This window comes from uncultured Jannaschia sp. (assembly GCF_947494055.1).
Classification (GTDB): domain Bacteria; phylum Pseudomonadota; class Alphaproteobacteria; order Rhodobacterales; family Rhodobacteraceae; genus Jannaschia.
On record NZ_CANLTR010000012.1, the window covers coordinates 63,963 to 84,452 of the forward strand.

A 20,490-nucleotide genomic window follows, 5' to 3' on the forward strand; every position below is an offset into this window, starting at 1 on the left:
ACTTGGTGATGGTCCGCACGTTCCGAGGGAGGAAATGAAAAAGGCGACCCGGGTCGCCCCGCGTTGCCTTGCCCATTTCTTCCAGCTTGCACAAAAGATGTTTTTGAGCGTTCGGCTGGTCAACAGGCTTCTGCTACGCGTCGCCAGTTTTCTTCTAAGACGCTATATCGTAACGATAAATCTGTTGCGCACGGTGCGGCCTTGTTCCGTACGCACCCTGTTGATCGCCATGCTTCGATCCCAGTTTCGCACGGTACATGGCACGTTGGAATACATTCGGCTGACACCGATCCCGGGCGCTCTCTTCGCACCATCGCCCGCCGAGGCCGCTCGTATCAGTTGCCCTGAGAAGTCGCCCCGCGCGCCGCCTCGATCGCGCGCCATTCGGCGACGTTCTCGTTGTGCTCGGCCAGCGTCTCGGCAAAGGCGTGGCCGCCTGACCCGTCAGCCACGAAGAACAGGTAATCGCTTTCCTCCGGGTCGAGCGCCGCGCGGATCGCCTCGGCGCTCGGATTGGCGATCGGCGTCGGCGGCAGGCCCTCGATCACGTACGTGTTGTAGGGCGTCGCCGCGCGCAACTCGCTCTGCCGCAGGCCCCGGCCCAGCGAACCCTCGCCGCCGGTCACGCCGTAGATCACCGTCGGGTCGGTCTGCAGCCGCATGCCTTGCTGCAGCCGGTTCTCGAAGACCGAGGCGACGAGTTGCCGTTCCTCGGGCACCCCGGTTTCCTTCTCCACGATGGAAGCCATGATGAGCGCTTCCTCCGGCGTCTCGATCGGCAGGCCCGGCGCACGGGCGGCCCAGGCATCCGCGAGGATGCTCTCCTGCGCGACCCGCATCCGTTCCACGAGTTCGGCCAACGGCGTCCCCCGCGCGACCTCGTAGGTATCGGGCGCAAGCGACCCCTCCGCTGGCAGGTCCACATCGCCGGTCAGGAAATCGGCCCGCTTGAGCCCCTCGACGACCTCCCAGGAGGTCAGCCCCGGCGCGACCGAGACGCGCCAGGTGATCGGCACCTCGCGCTCGAGCAATGCCATCAACGCCTCCGGCGTCTCCTCCCCCGGCGCGTAGGTGGCCAGGTCGACCGCCTCGCCCGCGCCCGCCACCTGCTCGCGCACGCGGATTTCCGGTCCCTGCGCGCGCAGGAAGAGCGTCACCGAGTACGGATAGACCGACGCACCGCTTGTCGTGACGATGTCGAGCACCTCGGGCATGGAGGCGCCGGGGGGGATCTCGTAGGTTCCGAACTTCAGCTCGTCCGATCGTTCGGCGTAGTCCGTGCCGATCCGGAAGATGCCCGCCGAGGAGACGATTCCCGCTTCCTTGAGGCTCTCGCTCACGGCCCGCATGCTGGCCCCGCGCGGCACCTCGAAGAAGGTCGCCTCCGCGAGCGGTCCCGGTGCGGCCCAGCGCGACTTGCCGATCTGCACCACGGCCGCGACGCAGATGACCAGGACGACCCCGAGAGTCAGCGCGTTGGCCGCGATATGCTTCCACATGAGGTTGGCTCCCGCAGCCTTGCTTCCCGTCTCAGGCGACCCGGCCCATGACCAGCGACGCGTTGGTACCGCCGAAACCGAAGGAGTTCGACAGCGCGATATCAATATTTCGACGCTCGGCGGCCTTCGGCGCAAGCGACAGCTTCGTCTCCGTCGCCGGCTCGTCGAGGTTCAGGGTCGGCGGCGCGACCTGATCGCGCATGGCGAGAATGCAGAAAATCGCCTCGACGGCGCCCGCCGCGCCGAGCAGGTGCCCGATGGCCGATTTGGTGGAGGACATCGTCGCCTTCGCCGCGTGGTCCCCCATCATCCGCTCGACCGCGCCCAGCTCGATCGTGTCCGCCATCGTCGAGGTGCCGTGCGCGTTGATGTAGTCGACCTGCCCCGGCACGATCCCCGCCCGGTCGAGCGCCATCTGCATCGACCGCGACCCGCCATCGCCGTCCTCGGCCGGCGCGGTGATGTGGTAGGCGTCCCCGGACAAGCCGTAGCCCAGCACCTCCGCGTAGATCTTCGCTCCCCGCGACCGCGCGTGCTCGTATTCCTCCAGCACGACGATCCCCGCGCCCTCGCCCATGACGAAGCCGTCGCGATCCTTCGAATAGGGCCGCGAGGCCTTCTCCGGCGCGTCGCTCCACTTAGTCGAGAGCGCCTTGCAGGCGTTGAAGCCGGCGATGCCGATCTCCGAGATCGGGCTCTCGGCGCCGCCCGCCACCATCACGTCGGCATCGCCCAGCGCGATGAGCCGCGCGGCGTCGCCGATCGCGTGCGCGCCGGTCGAGCAGGCCGTCACCACGGCGTGGTTCGGCCCCTTGAACCCGAAGCGGATGCTGACCTGACCGCTGACGAGGTTGATGAGCGCCGACGGGATGAAGAACGGCGAGACCCGACGCGGCCCCCGCTCCTTCAGCGTCACCGCCGTCTCGGCGATGGTCGTGAGCCCGCCGATCCCCGATCCGATCATCACGCCGGTCCGGAGCTTGCCTTCCTCGCCCGGGGTCCAGCCGGAATCCTCCACCGCCTGCTGCGCGGCGGCCATCCCGTAGAGGATGAAGTCGTCGACCTTGCGCTGCTCCTTCGGCTCCATCCAGTCGTCGGGGTTGAACGTCCCGTCCGAACCGTCGCCCCGCGGGATCTCGCAGGCATAGGTGGTGGCGAGGTGGCCTGCGTCGAAGCGGGTGATCGGACCCGCGCCGGACTGCCCGTCGACCAGACGCCGCCACGTCTCCTCGACGCCGCTGGCCAGCGGCGTCACCATTCCCAAGCCCGTCACGACGACCCGACGCATTTCCATCCGCTTCCTCCTCGCTGTCCGGGGCCTGATATACGGGGCGGACGCCCTGCCGCAAGCCGCGCCCCGATGCCGGAGCGTTCATCCGCGGACCGTCCGGGGTCAGCGTCCCTCGAACCGGGCGGGCCGCTTTTCCAGAAAGGCCAGCACACCCTCCGCGAAGTCCCGGCTCCGCCCCGCCTCGCCCTGCAGTCTGGCCTCGAGCGCAAGCTGCGCCTCGAGCCCGTTGGCATAGGTTTCCCGGATCGCGCGCTTCACGTTGCGATAGGCGATACCCGGCCCGGTGGCGAGGTGCCGCGCCCGGGCCATCCAGCGTTCCTCGAAGGCGTCGTCCGGCACGGCCTCCCAGATCATGCCCCAATCGCTCGCCTGCCGCGCGGAGACCGGCTCGGCGAAGAGCGCGGCACCCATCGCCTTCGCCATCCCCATCTGCCGCGGCAGCCAGTAGGTCCCGCCCGCATCGGGGATCAGGCCGATCCGCGTGAAGGCCTGCAGGAACACCGCGCTCTCGGTCGCGATCACGACGTCGCAGGCCAGCGCGAGGTTCGCCCCCGCCCCGGCCGCCGCCCCGTTGACCGCCGCGATGATCGGAATCGCGCAGTCGTGGATCGCCATCAGCATGGGCTCGTATTCGTCGCGCAGCGTCCGCTCGAGATTGACCTGCGCCACGCTTCGCCCGTCGCCCAGATCCTGTCCCGAGCAGAAGGCCCGTCCCGCCCCGGTCATCACGAGGACACGGGCGCTCCCTTCGGCTTCGCGCACGGCGTGCAGGATCTCGGCCCGCATCTGCGTGGAGAGCGCGTTCAACACGTCGGGACGGTCCAACGTGAGCACGGCGATGCCGTCCGCCTCGCGCAGCTCGATCGTGTCGTAGTCCATCGCCATCCCTCCGCCGGTCCGCCGCGACCCTAACGCGATCGGCGGCGGACGAAAGGCGTCGCGCGGTCAGCGGGGCCGGGTCTCGTCGAGAAGGTCGCGCAGTTGCGCCTCCTCGGCCGCATCCAGCCGGTCCGGCCCGGGCTTCGCCTGCCGCGTGACGTGCACCGCCGCCACCCCGGCCCCGGCCAAGAGCAGCAGGAGCGGCGCGCCCCAGAGGATCAGGTTCGCCCCGTTCGCCTGCGGCTCGAGCAGCACGAATTCGCCGTAGCGGTCCACGAGGCCATCGACGATCTCCGCATCGGTCTCGCCCGCGACGAGTCGCTCGCGGACGAGAACGCGCATGTCGCGGGCCAGATCGGCATTCGACTCGTCGATGCTCTCATTACGGCAGACGAGGCAGCGGAGGCCTTGCGAAATCTCCCGCGCCCGCGCTTCGAGCGCCGGATCGTCCAGCACCTCGTCGGGCTGGACCGCCAGCGCCGGCGCGGCGAGGAGGAGCATGAGGAGCAGCGCCCTCATTCCGCCGGCACCCCCTCGGCCCGAGTCTTCCGCGCCCCGGCCGCCACGCGGTAGCGCCTGTCGCCCAGCGACAGGACGCCGCCCAGCGCCATCACGATCGCGCCGCCCCAGATCCAGTTGGCGAAGGGCTTCACGTAGACGCGGACGGCCCAGCCGCCCCCGGTCTGCGGATCGCCGATCACGGTATAGAGGTCGCGGGTCAGGCCGCTGTCGATCCCGGCCTCGGTCGTGGGCATGCGCGCGACCGGATAGACGCGCTTCTCGGGGTAGAGCAGTCCGATCTCGCGACCATTCTCGCTTGCCGCCAGCGTCGCGCGCGTGGCGACGTAGTTCGGCCCCTGCACCTGTTCGACTTCGCGCAGTTCGACCTCGTAGCGCCCGACGTCGAGCCGGTCGCCGATGTCGAGCACCGCGACCCCCTCCTGCTGCCACGCGGTCAGCGCGGCGACGCCGAAGATCGTGAGGCCAAGCCCGCCATGCGCCAGCGCCTTGCCCCAGTCCGCCCCCGGCAGCCGCGTCACCCGGCCCAGCCGGTCCGACCAGCGCCCCCGCCCCGTCCGGGTCGCGAGATCGACCACCGACCCGGCGACGAGCCAGACGCCCAGCCCCGCGCCGAGCGGCCCGCCGAGGCTCCGCCCCGTCTGCATCGCCCAGACGAGCCCCGCCACCGCGAGCGCCAGCAGCGCGACCGGCCCCATCACCCGGAACGCTTTCGCCCGCCCGCGTTTCCACGGAAGCGTCGAGCCCAGCGGCACGAGCGCCGCCAGCGCGATGACGAAAGGCGTGAACGCGGCGTTGAAGAAGGGCGGCCCCACCGAGAGCGTCCGGTCGAAGGCCAGTTCCGCCACCAGCGGCCAGACGGTGCCGACGAAGACGACGAAGGCCGAGACCGCGAGCAGGAGGTTGTTGACGACGAGCGCGGATTCGCGGCTCACCACCCCGAACACGCCGCGCGCCTGCATGACCGGCGCACGCAGCGCGTAGAGCGTCAGCGCTCCGCCGATGAAGACCGCGAGGATCAGCAGGATGAACACGCCCCGCTCCGGATCGTTGGCGAAGGCGTGGACGGAGGTCAGTACGCCCGAGCGGACGATGAACGTGCCGACGAGGCTGAAGCCGAACGCAAGAATGGCAAGCAGGATGGTCCAGGCCTTCAGCGCCTCCCGCTTCTCCACCACGATGGCGGAGTGCAAGAGCGCGGCGGCGATCAGCCACGGCATGAAGGAGGCGTTCTCAACCGGGTCCCAGAACCAGAACCCGCCCCAACCCAGCTCGTAATAGGCCCACCAGGAGCCGAGCGCGATGCCGACGGTGAGGAACAGCCAGGCCGCCAGCGTCCAGGGCCGCACCCAGCGCCCCCAAGCGGCGTCCACCCGCCCCTCGATCAGGGCCGCGACAGCGAAGCTGAACGCCATCGAGAGACCGACATAGCCGAGATAGAGAAACGGCGGATGGAAGGCGAGGCCCGGGTCCTGCAGCAGCGGGTTCAGGTCCTCTCCGTTGAAGGGCGGCTCCGCCAGCCGGACGAACGGGTTCGAGGTGAACAGGATGAACGCGTAGAACGCCACCCCCACGCTCGCCTGCACGGCCAGAACGCGCGCACGGAGCGTCGCCGGCAACCGCCCCCCGAAGAGCGCCGCGGCCGCGCCGAAGACCGACAGGATCAGCACCCACAGAAGCAACGATCCCTCGTGGTTCCCCCACACGCCCGACACCTTGTAGAGCATCGGCTTGTCGGTATGGGAGTTCAGCACGACGAGGCGCAGCGAGAAGTCCGACGTCACGAAGGCATAGGTCAACGCAGCGAAAGACGCGGCCACCAGCGCCACCTGCGCGATCGCTGCCGGCGGGGCTGCCGCCATCCAGCCCGACCAGCCCTTCCACGCCCCCACCATCGGGACGATCATCTGGACGAGGGCCACCGAGAAGGCGGCGATCAGGGCGAAATGTCCGAGTTCTGCGATCATGCGCATCCAATACGCGAACGCCCCGCCGCGGCCAATGGGCCGCGACGGGGCGTCACAGAGACTCTCGCGATGTCGTGTTCCCGGCCGGGCGTCAGCCCTGCGCCGTGCGCCATTCCGCAAGCGCCGGGTTCGCCGTATCGTTCGCGGCCTGTGCCTCGAGTACGGACGGCGCCTTGCCCGGCGGCGCGGCCATCTCGTCGTCCTCGCCGTTGCCGTCCAGATCGGAAACATGCCAGGACGAAGCGCGATTGCCGGCAATTGTCGTCTGCGCGACGGCCCGCGGACGGCGCACGTAGTGCAACTCCCGGGCGCCGAAGTAGAAGCCGACGATGGCCCCCAGAAGCCACCAGAGCGGCTCGGGCACGTAGTGCAGCCCCTCCATCCGCGTGGCGAAGGCGGCAGGCTCGATCATCGCATAGACGAACAGTCCCATCGTCCCGAGGGCCAGCATCGGCCGCGGCAGGCGGTTCATGCCGTCGATGCAACGATCGAACCAGCCGTCACGCTCGAGTTCGAACTCCGCGCCGAGCTGTTCCAGTGCCGCACGCTGGGTCTCGTGTCCCTGGCGCTGACCCTCGGTCGCGTTCGGCACGAAGACCTCGGACAATCCGCGTGCGGCCCGGCCGAGCGTCGCCACGGCGCCGGAACTGGCGGCAATTCCTCCCATCAATCCCATGCGGCGCACCTCCGACGATGCTCGGCCTCGCTCAGGTGGTAGCGCGGGGAGATGAACTCCTCGGCCCGGGTGATCCAGCCACCTTTGCCGCCGTCCCGGCGCCGCGCGTACTTGCGCGAGGAGGGACGGCGATCCGCCAGCGCGTAGTACCAGTTCCGCCGCGCGATCCCGTAGGCATCGGCAAGGTGGTCCGGCGCCTCCGCCATCGCGCGGCGCGCCGCGGCGATCGTCTGCGGCCCGATTGCGCCGTCGACGCTGCAGGGATAGCCCATTTGCGTCAGCAGGCGCTGCAGAATCCGCACGGCATTGTTGCCGGAGTTCACCTGCATGTCGAAGACCGACGCCTGAAGCGGCTCCGGCAGCGCGTTGACGCGCACGCGGTGGAAATAGTGATCAATGAAGATCTCGACCGCCTTGCCGCGCGGCAGCGCGCGGACATCGGCCACGTCGACGTCGCCGTCGCGGTCGATATCCAGTCCGAGGCTGCGCATGGTGTGAATGGTCACCCCGTAATTCGTGGCCCCGCCCGGATCGTCCGGGTCGTTCACGAAGCCACCCTCGCGGGCGACGATGTCTTCTGCAATGTCCCGTACCGTGAGCATCTTTTGTTTTCCCTCTGCTCAATGTCGATGCGCGGAAATTCGGAGCGAGCATTTAATGGGAGTTTAATCGCGTCCGGGGGCAGCGAACGCTCGGGGTTCACACTTTGGACGACGCTGGGTAGACCCGTTCGGAAACGCGGAAGGGACGCTATGACGCGCGCATTCGTTTTCCCCGGTCAGGGGGCTCAGTCGATCGGCATGGGGCGTGATCTCGCCCTCGCCTATCCCGCGGCGATGCAGGTGTTCGAGGCGGTGGACGAAGCGCTTGGCGAGGCGCTGTCGACCACCATCTGGCAGGGTGACGCCGACGAATTGACCCTGACCCGGAACGCGCAGCCCGCGCTGATGGCCACATCCCTCGCGGCGTTCCGTGCGCTCGAGGCCGAAGGGCTCGACGTCGCCCGCGACGCCGCCTTCGTCGCGGGCCACTCGCTTGGCGAATACAGCGCGCTCGTCGCGGCCGGCGCGATCGACCTGGGCGATGCGGCCCGGCTTCTTCGGATCCGCGGCGATGCGATGCAGAATGCCGTCCCCGTCGGCGAGGGCGCGATGGCGGCGCTGCTCGGCCTCGACTTCGAGGCGGCACAGGCCGTGGCCGAGGCGGCGGCAGAGGGGCAGGTCTGCGAGGCAGCGAACGACAACGATCCCGGTCAGGTCGTGGTCTCGGGGCACAAGGACGCCGTCGAGCGCGCCACCCGGATCGCGAAGGAGCGCGGCGCGAAGCGGGCCATGCTCCTCCCCGTCTCGGCCCCGTTCCACTGCCGCCTGATGGCGCCGGCCGCCGACAGAATGGCCGAAGCGCTGGGCGAGGTCGCGATCTCCGATCCGGCCGTGCCGCTCATAGCCAACGTCACCGCCGCCCCGGTCCAAAGCGCCGGTGATATCAGCCAATTGCTCGTCGAGCAGGTCACCGGCTCCGTCCGCTGGCGCGAGAGCGTCGAACGGATGGCGCGGGAGGGCGTGACCGAGATCTGGGAGATCGGTGCGGGCAAGGCGCTCTCCGGCATGGTCCGGCGTATCGACAAGACGCTCGGCACCCGTGCGGTCGGCACGCCCGAACAGGTGGTCGAGGCCATTAATTCCCTCAAAGAAAGGCCCGCAGATGTTTGACCTCACCGGCAGATCCGCTCTCGTCACCGGGGCGTCCGGCGGCATCGGCGCGGCCATTGCCCGGGCGCTGCACGGCCAGGGCGCGACGGTCGGCCTGTCGGGCACGCGGGAGGCGCCACTGAACGCGCTTGCCGGGGAGCTCGGCGACCGCGCACATGTCCTGCCCTGCAACCTGTCGGATGCAGACGCCGTGAACGCCCTGCCGAAGCAGGCGGCCGAGGCGATGGGCGCGGTCGACATCCTCGTCAACAACGCGGGCATCACCCGCGACAACCTCTTCATGCGCATGTCCGAGGCGGAATGGGCGGAAGTGCTGGACGTCAACCTCACCTCCGCCTTCCGCCTGTCGAAGGGCGTGATGCGCGGGATGATGAAGGCCCGCTGGGGCCGCATCGTTAACGTTTCCTCCATCGTCGGCGCGACCGGCAATCCGGGTCAGGCGAACTACGCCGCGTCCAAGGCCGGCATGGTCGGCATGGCCAAGTCGCTGGCCTACGAGGTGGCGAGCCGAAACATCACCGTGAACACCGTCGCACCGGGCTTCATCGCCACCCCGATGACCGACAAGCTGACCGACGAGCAGAAGTCCAGGATCGACACGCAGATCCCGGCCGGCCGCATGGGGCAGGCCGAAGAGATCGCGGCCGCCGTGGTCTATCTCGCGAGCGCGGAAGCCGCCTATGTCACCGGTGCGACGATCCACGTGAACGGCGGCATGGCGATGCTGTGATCGCCTTCCGCCCGTGCCGTCGAGCGCGGTGCGTGCGCCCTGAAGACGACGCCGATCGCTACGCAAACGGCCGGTCGCGTTCCCCGGACAAATAAGTTGCCATCCCTTGCGCCCGTGATATAGGCGGCGCACATTCTTCGGGGGGCCGTCCGCGGCACCTCTGTCCGACTGTTTCGGACGGCCCGGCATGGGGTCTGCGACATGCCAGAAGACGCCCCGCGCGGGCCACGAGATGAGGTAGAACATGAGCGACAACATCGAGGAGCGCGTCCGCAAGAAGGTCGTCGAGCATCTGGGTGTCGAAGAGGAGAAGGTGACCGAGAACGCCTCCTTCATCGACGATCTGGGTGCCGACTCGCTCGACACCGTCGAGCTCGTGATGGCCTTCGAAGAAGAGTTCGGGATCGAGATCCCCGACGACGCCGCCGAGTCGATCCAGACCTTCGGCGACGCGGTGACCTTCATCAAGGCCAATACCTGATCCGCGGATCGCGACATCGTTGTCCCCCCGGGCGCCCCACGGGGCGCCTTTTCGTTTCTCCCGCCCAGCGGCCGCACCAGACTGACGCGATGCGCCATTCCGCTTCCCCCATTCGTCAGGTCGGCCCGTGAGCGTCGGCATCTTCGATTCCGGCCTCGGCGGCCTCACCGTCTGGGACGCCGTCACCCGCCGGCTGCCCGATCTCGCGATCACCTATTATGGCGACAACGCGCATGCGCCCTACGGCGTGCGCACCGCCGACGACATCCACACGCTGACCCGGAATGCGGTCTACGGCATGTGGGACGGGGGCTGCGACCTGGTGGTCCTCGCCTGCAACACCGCCTCGGCCGCCGCGCTGCGCCGGATGCAGGAGGCGGGCGTGCCGCAGGGCAAGCGCGTCCTCGGCGTCTTCGTCCCGCTGATCGAGGCGCTGACGGAACGCGGCTGGGGCGACAATTCCCCGCCACGCGAGGTCGCGGTGAGCCAGGTCGCGCTCTTCGCCACGCCCGCCACCGTCGCCTCCCGCGCCTTCCAGCGGGAGCTCGCCTTCCGCGCCATCGGCGTCGATGTCGAGGCGCAGGCCTGCGGCGGGCTCGTCGATGCGATCGAGGAGGGCGACATGATCCTCGCCGAGGCCCTCGTGCAGAGCCATGTCGACGCGCTCCGCCGAAAGATGCCCCATCCCCAGGCCGCGATCCTCGGCTGCACGCACTACCCCCTCGTCGCGGAAGCCTTCCGCACCGCACTTGGCGACAACGTGACCGTGTTCAGCCAGGCGGATATTGTCGCAGAGAGCCTCGCCGACTACCTTGCCCGCAGACCCGGGATGGCGCGGGGCGGGACCGGGCGGATGCTCACGACCGGGGACCCGAAGCGCGTCTCGGCCCGCGCGACGCAGTTCCTGCGCCGCCCGGTCACGTTCGAGGCAGCCTGAGGGGATACCATGCGCTCGCTGAAGAAGACCCGCCGCATCCAGGTCATCGCCATTGCTGCGATCGCGCTGGCGGGATCGACGGCGCTGATGGGCTACGCGTTTCGCGACGGCATCAATTTCTTCCGCTCGCCCAGCCAGATCGCCGAGGCGCCGCCCCCGCCGAACGAGGTTTTCCGTATCGGCGGTCTGGTCGAGGACGGCACGCTGATCCGGGGCGAAGGCACTCAGGTGAGCTTTCACGTCACCGACGGCGGCGCCTCGATCCCCGTGACCTTCGACGGCATCCTGCCCGACCTCTTTGGCGAGGGAGAGGGTATGGTCGGCACCGGGAGATACGTGAACGCGACCTTCGAAGCCACGGAAATCCTTGCACGACACGACGAGACCTACATGCCGAAAGAGGTCATCGAGGCGTTGCAGGCGCAGGGCACCTACCGGGCGCCGGACAGCTGACGCCCGACCCGGAATGGCTCCCCTGCAGCCGCGTCGATTCCCAGTACCGGGCGACGCGCATGCAGTTGCGCCCCTAAATGGTCAACGCGGCTCGTATATAGTTGCCCGCGCGCCATACTCTCCGCACAACCTGCGCGCGCGTTCGGATGACGTAGCGGGCAAACGCGTCAAGTCGCATATGGTCTCCCAGACGGAGGCCGGGGCACGTCCACCCCGGCATCGATTCCTGGGAGGATTCACCGAATGAACCGTTTCGTTCTCGCGGCGATCGCAACGATGACCAGCATGGCCTCGGCGCAGGCCGGCGGTCTCGACCGTTCGATGCAGAACATCTCAGCGCTGTTCGACCCCTCGAACACGCTGACCTTCGCCGTCACGCACGTGAACCCGGACCTGCCGGCCGAGGATATCGGCAATGACGGCACCTACAGCGTCGGGGCGAGCTACACCGATTTCAAATTCAGCTACGCCAACCGCATCAACGAACAGGTCAGCTTCGCGATCATCGGCGACGAGCCGTTCGGGTCGGACGTCTTCTACAACGCCGATCCGACGGACTCGAATATCGGCGGCACCCGCGCCAGCATCGAGTCGGACGCGCTCAGCTTTCTCGGCCGGTACGAGTTCACCGATCGGATGAGCGTCTTCGGCGGCCTGCGGGCGCAGCGGGTGGATGCGCGGATCTCGCTCAATGGCGAGGCCTATGCCCGCGCCATCGCGCTGCGTGGCGTGGCCGCCGCCGCCGGAGTCGATGCGGCTACGCTCGCCGCAGCCGTCACCCCCGGCCCCGACCAGGTGGCCGCGATCACCGCACTCGGCGGTGGCGATGTCCTGACTGGCCAGACGATCGCCGCTACGCTCGGCGGGCAGGTGCAGTCCGTAGCGACCGGTTTCGTCGCGCAGGGCGGCTACGACCTCGATCTCGACGACGATTGGGGCCTCGGCGTCACCCTCGGTGCGGCCTACGAGATCCCCGAGATCGCGCTGCGCCTCGCCGTAACCTACCATTCCGAGATCAGCCACGACAACGGCGGCCGCGAGATCCTACCGGTGCCCGGCTTCGGTGCCTTCGACAACGAGGTCAACTTTGCCAGCCCGCAATCGGTCAATGTCGACTTCCAGACCGGCCTGAACGAACGCACGCTGCTTCTTGCCGGCCTGCGCTGGACCGACTGGGACGATTTCAGCGTCATTCCGGACGAGCTCGGCGTCGATCTTGCGGAAATCGAAGACAGCTACCGCTGGACCCTCGGCGTCGCGCGGCGGTTCACCGAAGAGTTCGTCGGGCTGGCCTCGATCACCTACGAGGAGGATCAGGGCCTCGACACCGTCTCTCCGCTCGGGCCCTATGACGGGCAGGTCGGCCTCTCGCTCGGCGCACGCTACACGCGGGACCGCTTCAACCTCTCCGGCGGCGTGAACTACACCTGGGTCGGCTCGGCCGATGCCGGCGTCGCCGGCCAGCCCGTCACCGCCTTCCGCGACAGCTCCGCCCTCGGCGTCGGGCTGCAGGTGGATTACCGCTTCTGATCCCGCACCGCCAACCGGGCCGGACACGCGCGCCCCGCATCCCCGGCGGGGCGCGGCGCGTTGCGCAGCTTCCGGGTGGCAAGCGATCCGTGCAGGGTCTAGGCGGACGGCATGAGCACACGCGACATGCCGAACCGCGCCTGGGCCGAACTGGCCCTTCTCGGCTGCATCTGGGGCGGCAGCTTCCTGTCGGTCCGCATCGCCCTCGACGAGATCCCCGTTGCCACCTCGGTCGGCTACCGGGTCGCCCTCGCCGCACTCGTCCTGTGGCTCTACGTCGCGCTGCGCCGCCTGCCGGTGCCGCGTGATCCCCGTGTCTGGGGCGCACTCTTCGTCATGGGGGTCCTCAACAACGTCGTCCCGTTCTCCCTCATGGCCTGGGGTCAGCTCCACATCGCGACCGGTCTGACCTCGATCCTGAACGCCGGCACCTCGGTCTTCGGAATCCTCGCCGCCGCGATCTTCCTCGCCGACGAGCGGCTGACGCTGCGCCGCGCGGTGGGGGTGGGCATCGGCTTCCTCGGTGTCGCGACTGCGATCGGCCTCGACGACCTGACGCGCTTCGACCCCCGTTCGCTCGCACAGCTCGCGGTCGTGGGCGGCACGATCAGCTACGCGCTCGCCGGCGTCTGGGCGCGGACGCGGCTGCACGGTCTCGCGCCGCAGGTCGCTGCGGCGGGGATGCTGACGGGCTCCACCCTCGTCATGGTTCCGGCGGCGATCTGGCTCGACGGTGTGGTGGTGCCGACGGCGCCGGATACGATCGTCGCCATCGGCTACTACGCCATCATCGCCACGGCGCTGGCCTACCTGCTCTATTTCCGCGTCCTCGCCATGGCCGGCAGCGGCAACACGGCGCTCTGCACCCTCCTCGTCGCGCCGGTCGCGATCCTGCTCGGGACATGGGTGCGGCACGAGACGCTGGCGCCCGCGACCTATGCGGGCTTCGCCCTGCTCGCGCTCGGGCTCGCCGTCCTCGACGGACGTGTGTTGCGCCCGTGGCGACGGACCGCTAGCCGGACCCCATGATCTACGACACGCCCGAGGACTGGCTCGCCGCCCCCGACCAACGCGTCACGTTCTTCGGCATGTCGGGTCTCGGCAAGACGCATCTGGCGCAACTCCTGCGCGATGCGGGCGGCTGGTTCCACTACTCGATCGATTACCGGATCGGCACCGCCTACATGGGCGAGCACATCGCCGACAACCTCAAGCGCCACGCGATGCAGGTGCCGCTCCTCGCCGACCTTCTGCGATCCGACTCGATCTATATCGGCTCCAACATCACCTTCGGGAACCTCGCCCCGCTCTCGACCTATCTCGGCAAGCCCGGCGACCCGGCGAAAGGCGGATTGCCGATCGCGGAATACCGGCGCCGGCAGGCCCTGCACCGGCGGGCGGAGGTCAATGCCCTCCTCGACACGCCGGCCTTCATCGACCGCGCGCGGGAGCTCTACGATTACGACCGCTTCGTCTGCGACACCGGCGGCTCGATCTGCGAGGTGGTGGACCCGACCGACCCCCGGGACGAGGTGCTGACGGCGCTCGCCCGCTCGACGCTGCTCTGCTGGATCGAGGGCGACGAGACCCATGCCGAGACGTTGAAGGCGCGCTTCGACCGGGCGCCGAAGCCGATGTATTACCGCCCCGAGATCCTCGATGCGCTCTGGACCGAGCATGGCGGCGACGACGCGGACCCGGACGCCTTCGCCCGCCTGGGCTATTCCGCCCTGATCGACGCGCGGCAGCCGCGCTACGCCGCGATGGCCGCGAACTGGGGCGTGACCATCCGCGCCGTGGACGCGGCGACGGCCCGCGACGTGACGGACGTGACCGCTCTCGTGGCCGACGCCATTGGCAAGGCCGCCCGCCGGGCCTAACTGAACCCTCCCACCGAGCGGAGACCGCACCCCATGCCCATCACCCTGCCCCGCAACCTGCCCGCCTTCGACGTGCTGGGACAGGAGGGGGTGATGGTCATGTCCGAGGCGGACGCCTTCCGGCAGGACATCCGCCCGATCCGCATCGGCCTGCTGAACCTGATGCCGCTCAAGATCACCACGGAGACGCAGTTCGCCCGCCTGATCGGAGCGACGCCCCTGCAGATCGACCTGACGTTGATCCGCATGACGGAGCACCAGTCCAGGCACACCGCGCCCGAGCACATGGAGACCTTCTACAAGTCGTTCCAGGACGTGAAGGACGAGCGTTTCGACGGCCTCCTCATCACCGGCTCCCCGATCGAGCATCTGGATTTCGCCGAAGTGACCTACTGGGACGAACTGACGGAAGTCATGGACTGGACGCAGACCAACGTGCATTCGACCTTCGGCGTCTGCTGGGGCGGGATGGCGATGGCGTGGCATTTCCACGGGGTCCGCAAGCACATCCTGCCTGCCAAGGCGTTCGGCTGCTTCCGCGTCCTGAACGAGGACCCGGCCTCGCCCTATCTGCGCGGCTTCTCCGACGATTGCGTCATCCCCGTCTCCCGCTGGACCGAGGTGCGGCGCGACGAGGTGGAGGCGGCGGGGATGCGCGTCCTGCTCGGCTCCGATGAGACCGGGCCCTGCCTGATCGAGGATCGCGCGCATCGGGCGCTGCACATCTTCAACCACTTCGAGTACGACAGCGACACGCTGCACCACGAATACCGGCGCGACATCGCGCAGGGCACGCCGATCAACGTGCCCGGAAACTACTACCTCGCCGACGACCCTTCCCAGCCGCCGCAGAACCGCTGGCGCAGCCACGCGCATCTGCTCTACGGCAACTGGATCAACGAGATCTACCAGACCACGCCGTTCGACCTGAACCAGATCGGCAGCTACGAGCAGATCCTGGGCGGCGATCCGAGACCCTACCGCTGAACGGGCCGCCCGTTGACGGGGGACCGTCCCGTCTATCTCCTCGTCCCTCAAGGAGGATGCCCCCATGACCAAGCCGTTCGACGCCGCCATCACCCGCTTCTTCGACGAGGAAGCGCCGAAGGACATCCGCCGGGCCATCGAGAAGGCGAAGAAGAAGGACATCCTGACCGAGCCGTTTCCCTACGACGACTGGATGGAAAAGGACGAGTACGAGGATCAGCTCGAGGCCCTCCAGATCGAGCTTGTCCGCGCGCAGGTCCATATCCGCGACGCCGGCCTGCGCGTCGCCGTCGTTTTCGAGGGGCGCGACGCGGCCGGCAAGGGCGGCACGATCAAGCGCTTCCGCGAGAACCTGAATCCGCGGATCGTGCGCACCGTCGCCCTGTCGACCCCGACGGAGCGGGAGGCGGGCGAATGGTACTTCCAGCGCTACGTGACGCAGCTGCCTTCGGCCGGCGAGATGGTCCTGTTCGACCGGTCCTGGTACAACCGTGCGGTGGTCGAGCACGTCTTCGCGTTCTGCACGCCGGGCCAGCGGGCCCGCTTCTTCGATCAGGTGCCGCGCTTCGAGGAGATGCTCGTCGAGGACGGGATCGTCCTCGTTAAGCTCTGGCTGAATGTCGGCCGCGCCGAGCAGCTCCGCCGCTTCCTCCAGCGGGAGAAGGACCCGCTCAAGCAGTGGAAGCTCTCCGGCATCGACGTGAAGGGCCTCGCCAAGTGGGACGCCTACACGAATGCCATCTCCGAGACGTTCGAGCGCACCCATGGCGACGTCGCGCCGTGGAACGTGGTCCGGTCGGACGACAAGCGCCGCGCCCGCCTCAACGCGATCCGCCTCGTCCTGCGCCGGATCGACTATCCCGACCGCAACGAGGCGGCGCTGGAGGTCGACGACCGGATCGCGGGCGGCCCGGAGCTCTGGCTCGGGGGGGCCTGAGGGGGCCAATGCCGAAGCGCGGCTATCATCACGGCAACCTGAAGCAGGCGCTGGTCGAGGCGGCGCTGGAGCTCATCACGGAGAAGGGCCCGACCGGCTTCACCCTGTCGGAAGCGGCGAAATCCGCGGGCGTCACCCCGGCCGCCGTCTACCGGCATTTCCAGGGCCGCGAGGATCTGATCATCGAATGCGCGCTGCAGGGCCACGCGATCTTCGCCGACCTGATGGACTACGCCTACCAGTCCGGCCAGCCCTCCGCGCTCGCGGCTTTCTCCGCGACGGGCCGCGCCTATCTCGCCTTCGCGCGCAAATATCCCGGGCATTACATGGCGATGTTCGAGAGCGGGCTCAGCCGCCACGCCACGCCCGAGCTCGCCCGCGCCGTCGCGCGGTCGCGCGGGACGCTGGAAAAGGCGGCGGAGGCGTTGTCGGAGCAGATCCCCGAGAACCGCCGTCCGCCCGCCTCGATGTTCTCGAGCCATGTCTGGGCGATGAGCCACGGGGTCGTGGAGCTTTTCGCGCGCGGCAATCCGGGCGGCAACGTGCCCTTCCCGCCCGAGGACCTGCTCGAGGCGGGGATCGGCATCTACCTTCGCGGGCTCGGCCTCGTGGCGCCCGACGCCTGACCGCGGCGGGTGCCGACCAGGACCCCCGGCGCGCCGGTTATGGAATAACACGCCGTCCGCGGTCGGGATGCAGGCGATGACCCGGACCGGACATTGCCTGTCGCGTCGCTCGGTCTCTACGCCCGCTTCAGGCCGGACGACGTTGCAGGCGGGAGATTCGATCCCGCCCTGCCCGTCCGGCAGCCGCCTTGCGCGGCGGACCCCAACCGACATCCGGAGAGACCCATGCGACTGACCCTCATCCTTGCCACGACCGCCCTCCTCTCGGCCTGCGCGTCGGGCGGCTACAACAATGCCGGATATGGCGGCGGCTACGGCCGCTTCGTCGACAGCGACGTCGAGCGCGGACTCGTCGGCGCCGCCATCGGCTACGGCGCGGCCAAGGCCATCGACGGCAACGGCGACCGCGGCGCGATCCTGGGCGGGTTGGCCGGCGTCTTCTGCGACGATGCAGGGGTCTGCGGCCCGACACGCTGAGGATGCCGGGAGAGACGGTGGCCCCGCCGACCGGACGCGGGGCACCGTCCGGGCGCGCCCTCCGTCAGGCGAGCGTCGCGAGGATGCGGGCCCAGCTGCGGATGCCCTTCCGGAAGCTCTCGACGTCGTACTTCTCGTTGGGCGAATGGATCTGGTCGTCGTTCTTCGCGAACCCGGCCAGCATGGATTCCATGCCGAGGATCGACTGGAAGTAGCCCGCGATCGGGATCGACCCGCCGGCGCCGACGAAGGCGGCCTTCCGGCCCCATTCCTCGGTCAGCGCGGCCTTCGCCGCCCCGAAGATCGGCGCATCGACCGACATCCCCGATGCCGGCGCCGCGCCGTGCTCGGCGAAGCTCACCTCGCAATCGGCCGGCACCTGCGAACGCACCCAGTCGTGGAACGCGTCGCGCAGGGCCAGCGGGTCCTGCCCCTTCACCAGCCGGAAGCTTACCTTGGCATGCGCCTCCGCCGGCAGGACCGTCTTGAAGCCGCGGCCGGTATAGCCCGACCAGATCCCGTTGATCTCCGCCGTGGGCCGCGACCAGAGCATCTCGAGCCCGGTCCGACCCGCCTCGCCCGCCGGGATGGACAGCCCGACACCGCCCAGGAAGTCCTCCGCGGAGAAGTCGAGCGCCTCCCATCCGCGCAGAACCTCCGCCGGCGGTTCCTCGATCCCGTCGTAGAACCCGGGCACCTGCACGCGGCCCGCCTCGTCGTGCAGCCCGCCGAGGATGCGGGTCAGGACGCGCGCCGGGTTCATCGCCAGGCCGCCATAGCCGCCCGAATGCAGGTCGCGGTCCGGCCCCCGGACGGTGATCTCCTCGCCCAGCAATCCGCGCAGCGAGGTCACGATCGCCGGCACCCGGCTGTCGTGGAGGCCGGTGTCGCAGATCAGCGCGATCTCCGCCCCGAGCTCCTCCCGGTTGGCCTCGAGGAACGGCACGAGCGAGGGCGAACCCGATTCCTCCTCCCCCTCGAACAGGATCGTGATCCGGCAGGGCAGCGCGCCGGTCTCCTCCTTGTAGGCCCGGCAGGCCTCGAGGAAGGTCATCAACTGCCCCTTGTCGTCGGATGCGCCACGCGCGCGGATCACGTCGCCGGCGGAGGTGGTCTCCACCGCCGGGTCGAACGGGTCGCGGGTCCAGTGGTCGAGCGGGTCGACCGGTTGCACGTCGTAATGCCCGTAGAACAGGACGTGCCGGCCGCCCGCGCCGCCGTGCCCCACGACCATCGGATGGCCCGGCGTCGGGCGCGTCTCCGCCGCGAAGCCAAGCCCGCGCAGTTCGCCCACGAGCCAGTCGGCGGCGGCTCGGCAATCGCCCGCATGCGCCGGATCGGTCGAGATCGACGGGATCCGGAGAAGTTCCTTCAGACGGTCGAGGGCCTGGTCCTGCCCGGCGTCGATCCGGTCGAGAATTGCGGGAAGTGGCGGTGTCTCGGGCATGGGCTGGTCTCCGGTCGGGATCGCCTCTGCCTGCGCGTTCCGGCCATCGCTGTCCAGAGTGGCCGCGCGCATGACGAGGACGTCAGAATCCCCGGCTCGCGACGAATTGGTGTCTGTTAAGGTCGCGCTTTATCCCCTAGATAAGCGTGACCGAGCGGGGAAAGGCGACCGGATGACGGATTACACGGCGGCATTGGACCGGGCGATCGACACGCTGCATACGGAAGGGCGCTACCGCACCTTCATCGACATCGAGCGCCGCCGCGGCCAGTTCCCCCGCGCAATCTGGACCCGCCCCGATGGGTCCGAATCCGAGATCACCGTCTGGTGCGGCAACGACTACATGGGGATGGGCCAGCATCCCGTCGTCCTCTCCGCGATGCACGAGGCGATCGAGGCGACCGGCGCCGGCTCGGGCGGCACGCGCAACATCTCGGGCACCACGATCTATCACAAGCGCCTCGAGGCGGAGCTCGCGGACCTGCACCGCAAGGAAGCCGCGCTGGTCTTCACCTCGGCCTACATCGCCAACGACGCGACGCTCTCGACCCTGCCCAAGCTCTTCCCCGGCCTGATCATCTATTCGGACGCGCTGAACCACGCCTCGATGATCGAGGGCGTGCGCCGCAACGGCGGGGCCAAGCGCATCTTCCGGCACAACGACGTCGCGCATCTGCGCGAGCTGCTCGAAGCCGACGATCCGGCGGCCCCTAAGCTCATCGCCTTCGAGTCGGTCTATTCGATGGACGGGGATTTCGGGGCGATCGCGGCGATCTGCGATCTGGCCGAGGAGTTCGGCGCGCTGACCTATATCGACGAGGTCCATGCCGTCGGCATCTACGGCCCCCGCGGCGCCGGCGTGGCCGAACGCGACCGGCTGATGCACCGGCTCGACATCATCAACGGCACGCTCGCCAAGGCCTACGGCGTGATGGGCGGCTATATCGCGGCGAGCGCCAGAATGTGCGACGCGATCCGCTCCTACGCGCCGGGCTTCATCTTCACGACCTCGCTGCCGCCCTCCATCGCCGCCGGCGCCGCCGCCTCCGTCGCGCATCTCAAGCGCGACACGGCGCTCCGCGCGCTGCACCGGGAGCGGGCGGACGTGCTCAAGCTGCGCCTGCGCGGTCTGGGCCTGCCGATCATCGACCACGGCAGCCACATCGTCCCCGTCCATGTCGGCGACCCCGTGAAGTGCAAGATGATCTCGGACCGGCTGCTCGCCGATCACGGCGTCTACGTCCAGCCGATCAACTTCCCGACCGTCCCGCGCGGGACCGAGCGGCTCCGCTTCACTCCCTCGCCCGTTCATACGCCTTCGATGATCGACGCGCTCGTGCGGGCGATGGACGATCTGTGGTCGCATTGCGCATTAAATCGCGCGCAGGCAACGGGCTAGATCTCTTCGTGCATCCTGTCCGGATTGCTGCTACCGTACAGGGAGGCAGTAAGGTTTCGGTAA

General features: G+C 68.8%; 21 protein-coding genes. 13 read left to right on the forward strand and 8 right to left on the reverse strand.

The window, feature by feature from the left end; all coding sequences use genetic code 11:
* Nucleotides 1-335 precede the first annotated feature (335 nt).
* The 7 genes from mltG to Q1A87_RS12355 form a co-directional block, all read right to left on the reverse strand.
* The gene (gene mltG, locus Q1A87_RS12325) at nt 336-1,499 is read right to left on the reverse strand and encodes an endolytic transglycosylase MltG (protein WP_299651744.1); all 1,164 of its coding nucleotides are present in this window, start codon (nt 1,497-1,499) and stop codon (nt 336-338) included.
* A 31-nt stretch (nt 1,500-1,530) separates the two neighbouring features.
* Nucleotides 1,531-2,787 (reverse strand): beta-ketoacyl-ACP synthase II, encoded by a 1,257-nt coding sequence (fabF, locus tag Q1A87_RS12330; RefSeq protein WP_299651830.1) that lies wholly within the window; start codon nt 2,785-2,787, stop codon nt 1,531-1,533.
* 105 nt (nt 2,788-2,892) lie between these two features.
* Entirely contained in the window at nt 2,893-3,669 is a 777-nt protein-coding gene (locus Q1A87_RS12335) for an enoyl-CoA hydratase-related protein (RefSeq protein ID WP_299651746.1), read from the reverse strand.
* 66 nt (nt 3,670-3,735) lie between these two features.
* Nucleotides 3,736-4,188, reverse strand: a complete 453-nt coding sequence (locus Q1A87_RS12340; protein ID WP_299651748.1) for a cytochrome c-type biogenesis protein — start codon at nt 4,186-4,188, stop codon at nt 3,736-3,738.
* The gene (locus Q1A87_RS12345) at nt 4,185-6,155 is read right to left on the reverse strand and encodes a heme lyase CcmF/NrfE family subunit (protein ID WP_299651750.1); all 1,971 of its coding nucleotides are present in this window, start codon (nt 6,153-6,155) and stop codon (nt 4,185-4,187) included. The genes Q1A87_RS12340 and Q1A87_RS12345 overlap by 4 nt, the downstream gene beginning before the upstream one ends.
* A 91-nt stretch (nt 6,156-6,246) precedes the next feature.
* On the reverse strand, nt 6,247-6,831 hold the full coding sequence (locus Q1A87_RS12350) for a holin family protein (RefSeq protein ID WP_299651752.1): 585 nt from the start codon (nt 6,829-6,831) through the stop codon (nt 6,247-6,249).
* Entirely contained in the window at nt 6,822-7,433 is a 612-nt protein-coding gene (locus Q1A87_RS12355; protein ID WP_299651754.1) for a holin-associated N-acetylmuramidase, read from the reverse strand. The genes Q1A87_RS12350 and Q1A87_RS12355 overlap by 10 nt, the downstream gene beginning before the upstream one ends.
* Nucleotides 7,434-7,583: 150 nt before the next feature.
* On the opposite strand from Q1A87_RS12355, the gene fabD reads away from it, so the two are divergent.
* From fabD to Q1A87_RS12415, 12 genes are all read left to right on the forward strand, one after another.
* A complete protein-coding gene (gene fabD / locus Q1A87_RS12360; protein WP_299651756.1) occupies nt 7,584-8,543 on the forward strand; it encodes an ACP S-malonyltransferase in 960 nt (319 codons plus the stop codon).
* Nucleotides 8,536-9,273, forward strand: coding sequence for a 3-oxoacyl-[acyl-carrier-protein] reductase (gene fabG, locus Q1A87_RS12365; RefSeq protein WP_299651758.1), 738 nt, complete (start codon nt 8,536-8,538; stop codon nt 9,271-9,273). The genes fabD and fabG overlap by 8 nt, the downstream gene beginning before the upstream one ends.
* A 244-nt stretch (nt 9,274-9,517) precedes the next feature.
* Nucleotides 9,518-9,754, forward strand: a complete 237-nt coding sequence (locus Q1A87_RS12370) for an acyl carrier protein (RefSeq protein WP_299651760.1) — start codon at nt 9,518-9,520, stop codon at nt 9,752-9,754.
* Between the two features lie 127 nt (nt 9,755-9,881).
* Entirely contained in the window at nt 9,882-10,691 is an 810-nt protein-coding gene (locus Q1A87_RS12375) for an aspartate/glutamate racemase family protein (RefSeq protein ID WP_299651762.1), read from the forward strand.
* 9 nt (nt 10,692-10,700) lie between these two features.
* On the forward strand, nt 10,701-11,144 hold the full coding sequence (gene ccmE, locus Q1A87_RS12380) for a cytochrome c maturation protein CcmE (protein ID WP_299651764.1): 444 nt from the start codon (nt 10,701-10,703) through the stop codon (nt 11,142-11,144).
* Nucleotides 11,145-11,387: 243 nt separating this feature from the next.
* The gene (locus tag Q1A87_RS12385) at nt 11,388-12,674 is read left to right on the forward strand and encodes an outer membrane protein transport protein (RefSeq protein ID WP_299651766.1); all 1,287 of its coding nucleotides are present in this window, start codon (nt 11,388-11,390) and stop codon (nt 12,672-12,674) included.
* Between the two features lie 111 nt (nt 12,675-12,785).
* On the forward strand, nt 12,786-13,703 hold the full coding sequence (locus Q1A87_RS12390; protein ID WP_299651768.1) for a DMT family transporter: 918 nt from the start codon (nt 12,786-12,788) through the stop codon (nt 13,701-13,703).
* Nucleotides 13,700-14,554, forward strand: a complete 855-nt coding sequence (locus Q1A87_RS12395) for an ATPase (RefSeq protein ID WP_299651770.1) — start codon at nt 13,700-13,702, stop codon at nt 14,552-14,554. Before Q1A87_RS12390 ends, Q1A87_RS12395 begins: the two co-directional genes overlap by 4 nt.
* Before the next feature lie 33 nt (nt 14,555-14,587).
* Nucleotides 14,588-15,541, forward strand: coding sequence for a homoserine O-succinyltransferase (gene metA / locus Q1A87_RS12400; RefSeq protein WP_299651772.1), 954 nt, complete (start codon nt 14,588-14,590; stop codon nt 15,539-15,541).
* 64 nt (nt 15,542-15,605) lie between these two features.
* Nucleotides 15,606-16,478 carry a polyphosphate kinase 2 gene (gene ppk2, locus Q1A87_RS12405; protein ID WP_299651774.1) on the forward strand — a complete coding sequence of 291 codons (873 nt, stop codon included), beginning with the start codon at nt 15,606-15,608 and terminating at the stop codon, nt 16,476-16,478.
* Nucleotides 16,479-16,486: 8 nt separating this feature from the next.
* A complete protein-coding gene (locus Q1A87_RS12410; RefSeq protein ID WP_299651776.1) occupies nt 16,487-17,104 on the forward strand; it encodes a TetR/AcrR family transcriptional regulator in 618 nt (205 codons plus the stop codon).
* 225 nt (nt 17,105-17,329) lie between these two features.
* Nucleotides 17,330-17,581, forward strand: a complete 252-nt coding sequence (locus Q1A87_RS12415) for a hypothetical protein (protein WP_299651778.1) — start codon at nt 17,330-17,332, stop codon at nt 17,579-17,581.
* A 64-nt stretch (nt 17,582-17,645) separates the two neighbouring features.
* Here the strand turns inward: Q1A87_RS12415 and Q1A87_RS12420 are convergent, their stop codons facing one another.
* The gene (locus Q1A87_RS12420; RefSeq protein WP_299651780.1) at nt 17,646-19,028 is read right to left on the reverse strand and encodes a M20/M25/M40 family metallo-hydrolase; all 1,383 of its coding nucleotides are present in this window, start codon (nt 19,026-19,028) and stop codon (nt 17,646-17,648) included.
* A gap of 172 nt (nt 19,029-19,200) precedes the next feature.
* On the opposite strand from Q1A87_RS12420, the gene hemA reads away from it, so the two are divergent.
* Nucleotides 19,201-20,427, forward strand: coding sequence for a 5-aminolevulinate synthase (gene hemA, locus Q1A87_RS12425; RefSeq protein WP_299651782.1), 1,227 nt, complete (start codon nt 19,201-19,203; stop codon nt 20,425-20,427).
* The last annotated feature ends 63 nt before the right edge of the window (nt 20,428-20,490 follow it).

Coding starts and splice junctions, on each gene's coding strand:
- hemA (WP_299651782.1), top strand. CDS start 19,201: ATGACGGATTACACGGCGGCATTGGACCGGGCGATCGACACGCTGCAT.
- ppk2 (WP_299651774.1), top strand. CDS start 15,606: ATGACCAAGCCGTTCGACGCCGCCATCACCCGCTTCTTCGACGAGGAA.
- Q1A87_RS12385 (WP_299651766.1), top strand. CDS start 11,388: ATGAACCGTTTCGTTCTCGCGGCGATCGCAACGATGACCAGCATGGCC.
- Q1A87_RS12355 (WP_299651754.1), bottom strand. CDS start 7,433: ATGCTCACGGTACGGGACATTGCAGAAGACATCGTCGCCCGCGAGGGT.
- Q1A87_RS12390 (WP_299651768.1), top strand. CDS start 12,786: ATGAGCACACGCGACATGCCGAACCGCGCCTGGGCCGAACTGGCCCTT.
- Q1A87_RS12420 (WP_299651780.1), bottom strand. CDS start 19,028: ATGCCCGAGACACCGCCACTTCCCGCAATTCTCGACCGGATCGACGCC.
- Q1A87_RS12350 (WP_299651752.1), bottom strand. CDS start 6,831: ATGGGATTGATGGGAGGAATTGCCGCCAGTTCCGGCGCCGTGGCGACG.
- mltG (WP_299651744.1), bottom strand. CDS start 1,499: ATGTGGAAGCATATCGCGGCCAACGCGCTGACTCTCGGGGTCGTCCTG.
- Q1A87_RS12395 (WP_299651770.1), top strand. CDS start 13,700: ATGATCTACGACACGCCCGAGGACTGGCTCGCCGCCCCCGACCAACGC.
- Q1A87_RS12410 (WP_299651776.1), top strand. CDS start 16,487: ATGCCGAAGCGCGGCTATCATCACGGCAACCTGAAGCAGGCGCTGGTC.
- metA (WP_299651772.1), top strand. CDS start 14,588: ATGCCCATCACCCTGCCCCGCAACCTGCCCGCCTTCGACGTGCTGGGA.
- ccmE (WP_299651764.1), top strand. CDS start 10,701: ATGCGCTCGCTGAAGAAGACCCGCCGCATCCAGGTCATCGCCATTGCT.
- Q1A87_RS12415 (WP_299651778.1), top strand. CDS start 17,330: ATGCGACTGACCCTCATCCTTGCCACGACCGCCCTCCTCTCGGCCTGC.
- Q1A87_RS12370 (WP_299651760.1), top strand. CDS start 9,518: ATGAGCGACAACATCGAGGAGCGCGTCCGCAAGAAGGTCGTCGAGCAT.
- fabD (WP_299651756.1), top strand. CDS start 7,584: ATGACGCGCGCATTCGTTTTCCCCGGTCAGGGGGCTCAGTCGATCGGC.
- fabF (WP_299651830.1), bottom strand. CDS start 2,787: ATGCGTCGGGTCGTCGTGACGGGCTTGGGAATGGTGACGCCGCTGGCC.
- Q1A87_RS12335 (WP_299651746.1), bottom strand. CDS start 3,669: ATGGACTACGACACGATCGAGCTGCGCGAGGCGGACGGCATCGCCGTG.
- Q1A87_RS12345 (WP_299651750.1), bottom strand. CDS start 6,155: ATGATCGCAGAACTCGGACATTTCGCCCTGATCGCCGCCTTCTCGGTG.
- fabG (WP_299651758.1), top strand. CDS start 8,536: ATGTTTGACCTCACCGGCAGATCCGCTCTCGTCACCGGGGCGTCCGGC.
- Q1A87_RS12340 (WP_299651748.1), bottom strand. CDS start 4,188: ATGAGGGCGCTGCTCCTCATGCTCCTCCTCGCCGCGCCGGCGCTGGCG.